Origin of the sequence: Paraburkholderia ginsengiterrae (assembly GCF_001645125.1) — a bacterium.
In the GTDB taxonomy this organism is placed as follows: Bacteria; Pseudomonadota; Gammaproteobacteria; order Burkholderiales; family Burkholderiaceae; genus Paraburkholderia; species Paraburkholderia ginsengiterrae.
The window spans coordinates 1-460 of the sequence record NZ_LXKA01000230.1 but is presented as its reverse complement, the minus strand read 5'-3'; the positions used below and the strand labels follow the sequence as shown (position 1 = coordinate 460).

The following is a 460-nucleotide window of genomic DNA, read 5'->3' as shown; positions in this document are numbered from 1 at the left end:
CTATCAAGCAGCCTTGACTTCGCTATCCGGCGCTTGCGCGACTTCGTAGCTCGCCATGACTTCCACCGCGCGGACCCTGGCCGAGTGACCCCCTGCCTTGCCGCCGCTTGCCGCGCCCACGCTCAACAGTTGCTGCGCGCCCGCCTCATGCGCCCCGCCGATGCCGACCTTCCTCGCGCCGCCGAGTCCTCGCTGCACATCCTTCTGGTCCAGCTCGACTCCGATCCCCGGCCTGTCCCTGCTCTCTGCCTTGTCCTCTCCCTGCCTTTCCTCACTCCCCACCCCACCGCCGCCCCCGACCCCCCGCATGACCTCCCACACCCCCCCGCCCCCAGCCTGTGCGGCCACCCCCCTTCGCCCCCAGCGCGCCCACACTACCCGCACCATACATCGTACCTCGAATCTCCTGCGCCCGAACCGCTCCCCAACACACAGCCGCGCGCCCATCACACACCATGCC

1 protein-coding gene is annotated in these 460 nt (G+C 69.8%); it reads right to left on the bottom strand.

Annotation, left to right across the window (positions count from 1 at the left end):
• Positions 1 to 3: 3 nt before the first annotated feature.
• Positions 4 to 198, bottom strand: a complete 195-nt coding sequence (locus tag A6V37_RS40790; RefSeq protein WP_157447886.1) for a hypothetical protein — start codon at positions 196 to 198, stop codon at positions 4 to 6.
• Between the last annotated feature and the right edge of the window lie 262 nt (positions 199 to 460).